Below are 9,216 nucleotides of genomic sequence, written 5' to 3'. Positions count from 1 at the left end.
AAGGCGGACGAACGGTGATTGCTAAACGTAATTATGGTAAGGATATAGATAAAAGCAGTATGGATAGGTGCCTTTATCGCTATCGTCATTTAGTCGAGAATGCCTTTGCTAGAATCAAGCAATATCGTTCAATATCAACTAGATACGATAAGTTAGAAAGGAATTATGCCAGTATGGTATCACTGGCATTTATGTTAATGTGGCTGCCAATGTATTGTTGAGTAATTTATGTACAGCAAAGATCAACAGCCCCTAGTAATTGCTCAATAGCTAAACCTTCGATCCATGTATTTTTTGATGCTATATATAACACTTTGTCAGATAGCATCTGTATAGAATTGTCCATATATCAATCCATTTAATAAGTATTATTGTTTTTGGTTTACCCTGAGGATGTATAAAGACTATTGTTTTGAAAAAATCATATGCAAGAAAGATATGTTGAAGGTGAAAGCTTACTTAAAATTTTACTTAACACCTAACTCTTTAATAGTGATTAGATCACAATAAATTTATTCTTTTCAAACATTATTTTATTAATATAAAGTTGTCTTTAATCATTGGGTATAAGTTATATCGGCAGGCTAAAATTAGCAGAATGAATTGAAGTAAAAGGTTGGATAGGTAATTACTTAATTATTTTGCGATAAGCCTGCAAAGGTTAGTTAAATAAATCATAATCAATTATCCTTTGCGGTTAATAATGGCGCATATCATAATTATCTTTTTGCAAGATGTAAATAGTAGAATAAAAATTTTAGTACTTTTCTTGAAATAAAAATGGGAAAACAGCTTGTTCGTTTGTTGGTGCATAAAATCCATTTGAAATTATCTTTTCCTGTTAAAAGAGGCTGTTTAACAACCTCTTTTTTATTTTTGGAAATGACTAAGGCAATGCTATTTAATTACATAAAAGTTAACATCGCGAGTATTTCTGAGAGCATCAACGAATTGCTTCAATTCTTTTCTATAAGTTTTCTCAGGATCGTTTTCTTCTGTACATTTGTCTTCTGCACCATAGCTTTTAGCCATTGCATCATTTGATGCCAAATTGTCGTATGGTTTTGTAAAATCACTACCTTTTAATGTCATAAGATGATTCCAATCATTTAACAGGCCTTCCATATATTGGCGACCGGCTTCGCATTTTATGTTATTTAAGTCAATCTTAGGAATAACATATTGGCTTATCTCGCTGAACTTTTTAGGGTTGTAAGGGAAGCTAATGTCTTCTTGTTCATCTTCTTTTAAGAATTCAATAAAGTCGCTTTCACGATATAATTTTCTAAAACGTTGTTGATAAGATTGGTTTTTCTTTAATCTTAGGTCTTGGGTTATTTCTTCTGGGAAAGGTTGATCATAAGAATAATCCCAACGATATTGGCTGTATTCAATAAATACATCATTGATTAATTTTGCTGGCATTTCTATTTCTTGCTCTTTACCATCAATAATGGCTGGGATGTTATTTATTTCTCTGTTTTCTCTTAAGATCTTTTCGTATTGTTCATCATTCAACTCAGACGTTGAATAGATGACAGTGTATAAATAATAGTTACTTTGTGTTGGGTTAATAAGACCTAATTCTCCAAATTGAGCCGGTTTTACGACAAAATTGAAGTCGTCATTATTATACGATAAAGTATGTTTGCCGTATTCAAATGTATAATTAACACCTGATTTGGCCGGGATAGTTAGTTCTTTACCATCAATAGTGACTTTTATTTCGTTAGCAGTAGGATTGTCAATCCAACGGTCGATAGAGCTAGGTTCAGAACATCCAACAAGGATTAAACTGCAAATTAGCAGTAAAGAATATTTTATTTTTTTCATCATAATATTTTGTTATAAGTATAAAAAGTGAGTGAATTTTATCATGTTTGTAAAAAAAAATTAAATGTAATCAAATAAAATTAGTGTTATAAATAGACCTGTTATTTATTAAAAATGCATTAGAAATAGAGAGGTTTTCATGAAATTAATAGTCGATAATATGAGTTGTCAACACTGTGTTAAAGCAATAACAAAAGCAATTAATGATATTGATCCAAATGCAAAAGTGACCGTTGATTTAACCAAACACGAGGTTGATATCGAAAATAGTTCTATTTCGCAAGAAGCTGCGATTACTGCTGTTAATGAGGCTGGTTATGAGTTTGTTAGGATTGTGTAATAACTACATCTATATTTGACGGCACTAGGCTATTTTGAAGCATCTTTTCTATTTTAATTTGTTGAAATTTCAAATTAAAACAGAACTAATAAAACTTTGTTTAAGGTATTGGCATATTTTGGGGAATGCTAGAATGCTTTTATCTGTTTATTAATAGGCTATTGTTATAAGGATATATTATGAAAGGTAAAATATTGAGTGTTACTGTGGCTATTATGGCTTGGTGTGGTGCAGTTTTTTTTGTTAATGCTTATCAGATTGATTGTCCACAAAAATTTAATATTAAAGAAGAAGTTGTAAATATGCCTGATGGGTGGGAAGTTTCTAATGATATAAATAGTAAGGAGGCATCCTTTTTTAGTATGATTGTTTATTACGATAAGCCTTCTAGAATGGCGGCTTTAAAACCAGCAAAAGGAACGGTTGACGGTAAGAAACATGAGTTAATATGGGAAGTTAATTATAAGACAGATGTTGAACCTTATTATGTTAGTTGTTCTTATAATGGAACTAGAGTTGAGTTGATAAAACAAATTGATTTATCAATGAAAAGTTGTTGGGCTGATTATTTTGAAGACGAGCAAGGAAAGCGAGGAACGCTCAGTTGTAGTACGAGTGAAGCAAAAGATCTGCATTAGTTGCGTATGGGATTTGTTGTTATATGCAATAGTTAGTAACGTAAATCCCATTAATATTTTGAACAATTACCACCAGCGGTAAAAATGATGCGTTGGTCCAATTCCTTTCCCTATATTTAAATCATCGGCATGGCTAATTGCGCCTTGTAGATAATTTTTTGCTTGGGCGATTGCTTCTTCTAAATTATTTTTAGGTAATAATGCTGCAATAGCTGCTGATAATGTGCACCCCGTTCCGTGAGTATTTTTAGTTTGGATGCGTGGAAAGGTCATTCTTATTATATTATTGTGTGTGATCAAATAATCAGGGCTTTCATTGCTAGGCAAATGTCCTCCTTTCATTAATACCGCTTTACAGCCTAACTTGAGTAATTCATGCCCTTGCTTTTGCATTTCATCTTCGGTTTTAGCTTCATCACAATCAAGTAGTGCGGCTGCTTCTGGTAGATTGGGAGTAATAATTGTGGCTAAGGGTAATAAAAGCTCACGAATAGCTGTTACGGCATCAGACTTTAAAAGGGGATGTCCACCTTTAGCAACCATTACAGTATCTAACAGATAGTAGGAATAGGGTTTGTTTTAAGAAGGTGGTGAACGGTTGCGACTATTTCTTTATTCATTAACATACCCATTTTTACGCTATCAATTTGAATATCTTGATAAAGTGTATTAAATTGGGCTTCAATAAATTCGGGCGATATAGCTAATACCGCATCAACCCCTTGGGTGCTTTGTGCTGTTAGGGCAGTGATAACTGACATACCATATGCACCAAGTGCAGAAAAAGTTTTTAGATCGGCTTGAATACCTGCACCACCGCTAGGATCAGATCCTGCAATGGTTAATGCAATTGTTGTCATGATAGTATTTCCTATTTAACTTGTTTGATTTTGTTGATAAGCGATAATGTTGCTTGTTGAATATCTTTTTTGCCACAAATAGCCGAAACTACAGCAATCCCGTCAATGCCCGTTTGAATAATATTAGTTATATTGTTTTCATCAATACCACCAATGGCAACAGCTGGGCACTGTTTTAGTTTGACTAATTCAGTTAATTGTTCTGTTCCTATTGCTACCGTTGCATTTTTTTTGGTTATGGTTGGGAAGATAGGCCCTATGCCAATATAATTAACCTGCTGCCAAGGAACTGCTTTAAGTTGTTGTTGGTTAGTTACCGAAAGACCTAACCATTTATCTTTGCCGATAAGTTGTCGAGCTACATCAACAGGCAAATCACTTTGTCCAATATGGACACCATCGGCATCAACCGCTAAAGCAATATCTACATGATCATTAATAAATAGTGGAACAGAGGTGTCGCTTAATGCTTCTTTCAATGCTAAGGCAGCGTAGTACCAATCTTTACCGCTAAATTCATGTTCAGATCTTAACTGTATTGCAGTCACACCATTTGAAACAGCAATTTTGGTGGTGTTTACCATGCCATTAATGCCGCCGCATAATAATGGATCAAGGACTAAATAGAGGGTTAAATCCAGTTGTTTTTTCATCTGATTTCCTTATTAAAGCGATGGATTAAATGTTGAGAGTTGATCTAATAGTGATATCGAGAAAGTCCCCAGTCCTTGTTGTTTATTAGCTAGCTCACCAGCTTTTTTCATCATAAAACATGCACAGGCAGTGGCTGATAATGGGTCAGGCGAATTAGCTATGAAAGCCGCTACCATTGCAGATAATGAACATCCTGTACCTGTTACTTTTGTTAAAGCAATATCACCTCCAGTTATACTATATGTGCTGTTTCCGTTAGTTATGTAGTCAACATCGCCCGTCATTGCGACAATAGTTTGATATTTTTGCGCAAGCTCTTGGGCAGCGTTTAAAGCTGATTGAGTTGTGTCTTGACCGTCGGGGCCTTTTGAGAAAGATTTTTGACCATTTAGTGCTAATATTTCTGAAGCATTACCTCGTATTACTGTGGGATTAAATGATAATAATTGATGTGCAATTTCAGTTCGATAATTAAGTGCAGCTCCTACAGCAACAGGATCGAGTACCCATGGAGTTTGTGTTTGCTGTGCCTTGGCGGCCGCTAATAGCATACTTTGGGCTGTGTTGCTGTGAATAGTGCCAATATTAATCAATAAGCTATCGGCAATGTTGACAAATTCAGCAACTTCTTGTTCGGCAATCACCATTGCAGGAGATGCACCAATAGCAAGTAGCACATTGGCGGTAAAGTTTTGGACTACATCATTAGTAATGCAATGCACTAGTGGGCGTTTTTGTTTTATATGATTGATAAAAGGAGCGGTTTGGGTAATTTGGAATGATTTGGTTACTGACATATTTCTTCCTTTCTTACTGATTTATTAATTCTATAAATGTCGGGAAGAATTTGCCAATTTAAGGCTTTTATGGCTTAGACTTCCCTACGCTGGTATAATCCAGATCAGGTTCAACGGGTGAAATCTCAGTTTTTTGTTTAGACAAAAAACACCCCGAGTCAAAATGATTTTTTTATTATGAACTGATTATCTGTTTTTAACAAGCTATTGTAATAATCTTTCAATATCAGTAATTGCTTTTCTATCTGGTAAGAAGATGATTAGATGATCATTGTCTTCAATGGTTAAATCAGTATTAACGATAATAACATCTTCTCCACGCACTACAGCTCCGATGGTTGCACCCGATGGGAGTTTTAAGCCATTAATATTTTTGCCAACTAGTCTTGATGTTTCACTATTACCATTGGCAATAATTTCGACAATTTCGGATTCCCCTTGTCTTAATGAAACAACTTTAACAACCCCAGTTTGTCTAACATGGCTTAATAGCTCAGATATTGTGGCGTGTTGTGGAGAAATCGCAATATCAATCACACTATCATTAATTAGTTCAAGGTAGGCTTGGCGTTGAATTAGTACAATTACTTTTTTTGCTCCCATTCTTTTGGCTAACATAGAAGACATGATATTGGATTCATCATCACTGGTAACAGCGATAAATAGATCAGTAAGCTCAACTTGTTCTTGTGAGAGCAATTCTTGGTCCGATGATTCACCATGTAATACTGTTGTATTAACGAGTTGCTCGGCAATTAATTCGGCTCGTTCGGCATTCCGCTCAATTAATTTGACTTGATAGTCATTTTCTAAACGTTTTGCTAGAGCGACAGCTACACCACCGCCGCCGCTGATAATTATTCGTTTATATGGTTTTTCTAACCGTTGTAACTCACTGGTCACTGCTTTGATATTAACGGGTGGCGTTATAAAGTAGACCATATCGCCCGCTTCTATAAGTGTTGAACCAAGCGGTCGGATAAAACGGTTTTTACGGTAAATAGCTACTACTCGAGCTTCAACATGTGGTAAATGTTCTTTGAGTTCTGATAATTCACTACCTACTAAAGCACCGCCATAATAAGCGGTAACGGCAACCAAACAGACACGATTGTCGTAAAAAGATGCAAATTGTAGCGAACCAGGATATTGTACTAATTGACTAATATGGTTGGTGATAAGGTTTTCTGGAGCAATGATATGATTGATATTAATACAATCTTTATTGAAAAGAGGGTAGTTTTCGTTATTGTATTCAGGTGATCTAATGCGCGCAACTTTTTGTGGAATATTGAACATGACATGCCCAATTTGGCAGGCCATCATGTTGACTTCATCAGAGTTAGTTACAGCAACAAGCATATCAGCTGATTCAGCACCAGCACTTTCTAAAACTTGTGGGTAAGATGATTTTCCGCAAATCACCTGTAAATCAAAACGTTCTTGTAGTGATTGTAATTTATCATAATTTTCATCAATCACCGTGACATCGTTTTGTTTTTCAGTGACAAGATATTCAGCAAGCGCACTACCTGTTTGTCCTGCACCAAGAATAATAATCTTCATAACTAACCTGTATATTTAAATGGCTTTAATCGTTACCCATTTTCCTTGTATCTTAAAGCCATTGCATACTGTTTTATTTTTAGTAACAATCAGTTATTAATTCTTCAATTATACAAAACCGATTGCATTATAAACTTTTTTCAAAGTTGGTTCGGCTTTTGAGCGTGCTTTTTCTGCCCCTTCTTGCATTATTGAAATTAGATAACTTTCATCATCTCGATACTGATGATACTTCGCTTGAAGTGTAGTTAGCATATCAATGACTTGTGTTGCTACTTCGGTTTTAAGGTGGCCATACATTTTGCCTTCGAACTCTTTTTCAAGTTCGCTGATAGGCTTACCTGTCACGCCAGTTAAAATGTCAAGTAGGTTTGAAACACCAGCTTTATTTTTTAGATCGTAACGTACCACAGGTGGCTCATCTGAATCGGTCATTGCACGTTTGATTTTTTTCTCGATATCTTTTGGATTTTCGAGTAAACCAATTACGTTATTGCGATTTTCGTCTGATTTAGACATTTTTTTAGTGGGTTCTTGTAGTGACATGACGCGAGCTCCCACTTTCGAAATAAAGGGTTCAGGAATAGTAAATATATCACCATAAAGTGCATTAAATCGCATAGCAATGTCGCGTGATAGTTCAAGATGTTGTTTTTGGTCGTCACCTACTGGCACCAAGTTTGCTTGATAGAGCAAAATATCCGCAGCCATCAGTACTGGGTAATCAAACAATCCCACATTGATGTTTTCAGAATGACGAGATGATTTATCTTTAAATTGAGTCATACGGCTTAGTTCACCAAAATAGGTGTAACAGTTTAATGCCCAGCCGAGTTCTGCATGCGCAGGCACTTGTGATTGTACAAAAATGGTACTTTTTTGCGGATCAATACCACAAGCTAAATATAGGGCGAGTGTGTCTAATGTGGCTTTACGTAATTTGTTCGGATCTTGGCGTACGGTAATTGCATGTTGATTGACGATGCAATAAATGCAATCATATTCGCCTTGCAGAGCCACCCAATTCTTTAAAGCACCTAAGTAGTTACCAAGTGTTAGTTCTCCTGATGGCTGAGCGCCACTAAATACAATCGGTTTGCTCATAATTTATTCCTAATCTATGCTAATTATTTTTTTGCCTTAGCTTTTGGCTGAGGTAATAATGTTAATATATCTTTAAAATCGTCAAATAAGAAATCAGGGTTGCTAGTGGCGATCGATATGCCATAGTTATAACCATAACTTAATGCAACAGTTGGGCAGTTAGCATTTTGGGCTGCAGTAATATCATTTTTTGAATCGCCAACAAAAAGTAACTGATCACAGAATAATCCAAATTTAGCCATTACTTGGTATAAAGGCGCTGGGTGTGGTTTTAATTTAATCACATCTCCCCCACCAAGCACTAATGAAAAGTACTCTTTTATACCTAAAGAAGTCAGCAGAGCAGGCAAAAATTGTGCGGGTTTATTGGTTACTAATGCTAGTGGATAATTATTATCGTGAAGTACTTTTAAGGTCTCTTTAACATTGGGAAATAGTTTTGTTTCTGCATCGATGACTTTATCATAGTGCTGATTAAATAGCTCTTTAGCTTTGGCAAATAATTCTGTTGATGGATCGACTTCAATTGCTTTGAATACTCGTTCTAGCATAATATCAATACCATTGCCTACAAAATTTTTGACTTGTTCGTTGCTGATTGTAGGTAGATTCAAGTCTGCTAACATATTTTGTGTTGCTAATGCTAGTCCTGGTACGCTGTCAACTAATGTACCATCTAAATCAAAAGCTACTGCTTGAATATTTTCTAGTTTATTCATGTTCAACTCCTGCTAATTCTTTACGCATGGCGTCAATAACTGTTTTATAATCGGGTTGGCTAAATATAGCTGAACCAGCAACAAACATATCGGCACCAGCTCTAGCTATTTCGGCAATATTGTCAATTTTTACACCGCCATCAATTTCTAAACGAATATTGCGTCCAGATTCAATAATGCGCTGTTTAGCTTGTTGTAATTTCTTAATTGTTGAAGGTATAAAAGATTGACCTCCAAAACCTGGGTTAACACTCATTAATAAAATAATATCAATTTTATCTATGACATAATCTAAATAATCAAGTGGTGTAGCTGGATTAAATACAATACCAGCTGTGCAGCCATGATCTTTAATTAACTGTAATGAGCGATCCAAATGGATAGTAGCTTCTGGATGGATAGATATATTGGTTGCCCCAGCTTTGGCAAATGAGGTAATTATCTCTTCAACAGGTGATACCATCAAATGCACATCAATAGGGGCTTTAATACCGTAGTTTCGTAAAGCTTTACAAAACATTGCTCCCATTGTGAGATTAGGTACAAAATGGTTGTCCATGACATCAAAATGTATTACATCAGCTCCTGCATCCAGCACTTTTTGTGTATCTTCACCAAGACGAGCGAAATCAGCCGATAATATTGATGGAGCAATAATGTATTCTTTCATAACTTACCTCTAATAACTCGCCTTATATTTAGCTA

Annotated in this window: 10 protein-coding genes, 1 pseudogene and 1 riboswitch; of the genes and pseudogenes, 3 read left to right on the top strand and 8 right to left on the bottom strand. The window is 35.4% G+C overall.

The window, feature by feature from the left end; all coding sequences use genetic code 11:
- On the top strand, positions 1-221 hold a 221-nt coding region (locus A9G38_RS11810), incomplete at its 5' end, for a transposase (RefSeq protein WP_141671736.1).
- A 676-nt stretch (positions 222-897) separates the two neighbouring features.
- On the opposite strand, the gene A9G38_RS09670 is transcribed toward A9G38_RS11810, so the two are convergent.
- Positions 898-1,836, bottom strand: a complete 939-nt coding sequence (locus A9G38_RS09670; RefSeq protein ID WP_051634226.1) for a hypothetical protein — start codon at positions 1,834-1,836, stop codon at positions 898-900.
- A 136-nt stretch (positions 1,837-1,972) separates the two neighbouring features.
- Between A9G38_RS09670 and A9G38_RS09665 the strand changes: the two genes are divergently transcribed.
- Together A9G38_RS09665 and A9G38_RS09660 are read left to right on the top strand one after the other, a co-directional pair.
- Positions 1,973-2,173, top strand: coding sequence for a heavy-metal-associated domain-containing protein (locus tag A9G38_RS09665; protein WP_034912296.1), 201 nt, complete (start codon positions 1,973-1,975; stop codon positions 2,171-2,173).
- Between the two features lie 179 nt (positions 2,174-2,352).
- Positions 2,353-2,811, top strand: a complete 459-nt coding sequence (locus tag A9G38_RS09660; protein WP_034912293.1) for an STY0301 family protein — start codon at positions 2,353-2,355, stop codon at positions 2,809-2,811.
- Positions 2,812-2,877: 66 nt separating this feature from the next.
- Here A9G38_RS09660 and thiD read toward each other — a convergent pair.
- From thiD to rpe, 7 genes and pseudogenes are all read right to left on the bottom strand, one after another.
- Positions 2,878-3,671 (bottom strand): annotated as a pseudogene (gene thiD, locus A9G38_RS12945) (bifunctional hydroxymethylpyrimidine kinase/phosphomethylpyrimidine kinase).
- An 11-nt stretch (positions 3,672-3,682) separates the two neighbouring features.
- Positions 3,683-4,324, bottom strand: coding sequence for a thiamine phosphate synthase (gene thiE, locus A9G38_RS09650; RefSeq protein ID WP_034912290.1), 642 nt, complete (start codon positions 4,322-4,324; stop codon positions 3,683-3,685).
- Positions 4,325-4,336: 12 nt separating this feature from the next.
- Complete coding sequence (thiM, locus tag A9G38_RS09645; protein WP_034912286.1) at positions 4,337-5,122, bottom strand: hydroxyethylthiazole kinase; 786 nt, start codon at positions 5,120-5,122, stop codon at positions 4,337-4,339.
- A gap of 64 nt (positions 5,123-5,186) precedes the next feature.
- A riboswitch (TPP riboswitch) is annotated at positions 5,187-5,288 on the bottom strand.
- 38 nt (positions 5,289-5,326) lie between these two features.
- Positions 5,327-6,688, bottom strand: a complete 1,362-nt coding sequence (gene trkA, locus A9G38_RS09640; protein WP_034912283.1) for a Trk system potassium transporter TrkA — start codon at positions 6,686-6,688, stop codon at positions 5,327-5,329.
- 108 nt (positions 6,689-6,796) lie between these two features.
- Positions 6,797-7,792, bottom strand: coding sequence for a tryptophan--tRNA ligase (gene trpS / locus A9G38_RS09635; protein ID WP_034912278.1), 996 nt, complete (start codon positions 7,790-7,792; stop codon positions 6,797-6,799).
- A gap of 23 nt (positions 7,793-7,815) precedes the next feature.
- Complete coding sequence (locus A9G38_RS09630) at positions 7,816-8,511, bottom strand: phosphoglycolate phosphatase (protein ID WP_034912273.1); 696 nt, start codon at positions 8,509-8,511, stop codon at positions 7,816-7,818.
- Positions 8,504-9,181, bottom strand: coding sequence for a ribulose-phosphate 3-epimerase (gene rpe, locus A9G38_RS09625; RefSeq protein WP_034912269.1), 678 nt, complete (start codon positions 9,179-9,181; stop codon positions 8,504-8,506). The genes A9G38_RS09630 and rpe overlap by 8 nt, the downstream gene beginning before the upstream one ends.
- Positions 9,182-9,216: the final 35 nt, after the last annotated feature.

Origin of the sequence: Gilliamella sp. Imp1-1 (genome assembly GCF_001690415.1) — a bacterium.
GTDB classification, from domain to species: Bacteria; Pseudomonadota; Gammaproteobacteria; order Enterobacterales; family Orbaceae; genus Gilliamella; species Gilliamella bombi.
Note: the sequence above shows the minus strand (reverse complement) of the source record. Positions and strands in the feature narration are given on the sequence as shown.

Coding starts and splice junctions, on each gene's coding strand:
- A9G38_RS09670 (WP_051634226.1), bottom strand. CDS start 1,836: ATGATGAAAAAAATAAAATATTCTTTACTGCTAATTTGCAGTTTAATC.
- A9G38_RS09665 (WP_034912296.1), top strand. CDS start 1,973: ATGAAATTAATAGTCGATAATATGAGTTGTCAACACTGTGTTAAAGCA.
- A9G38_RS09660 (WP_034912293.1), top strand. CDS start 2,353: ATGAAAGGTAAAATATTGAGTGTTACTGTGGCTATTATGGCTTGGTGT.
- thiE (WP_034912290.1), bottom strand. CDS start 4,324: ATGAAAAAACAACTGGATTTAACCCTCTATTTAGTCCTTGATCCATTA.
- thiM (WP_034912286.1), bottom strand. CDS start 5,122: ATGTCAGTAACCAAATCATTCCAAATTACCCAAACCGCTCCTTTTATC.
- trkA (WP_034912283.1), bottom strand. CDS start 6,688: ATGAAGATTATTATTCTTGGTGCAGGACAAACAGGTAGTGCGCTTGCT.
- trpS (WP_034912278.1), bottom strand. CDS start 7,792: ATGAGCAAACCGATTGTATTTAGTGGCGCTCAGCCATCAGGAGAACTA.
- A9G38_RS09630 (WP_034912273.1), bottom strand. CDS start 8,511: ATGAATAAACTAGAAAATATTCAAGCAGTAGCTTTTGATTTAGATGGT.
- rpe (WP_034912269.1), bottom strand. CDS start 9,181: ATGAAAGAATACATTATTGCTCCATCAATATTATCGGCTGATTTCGCT.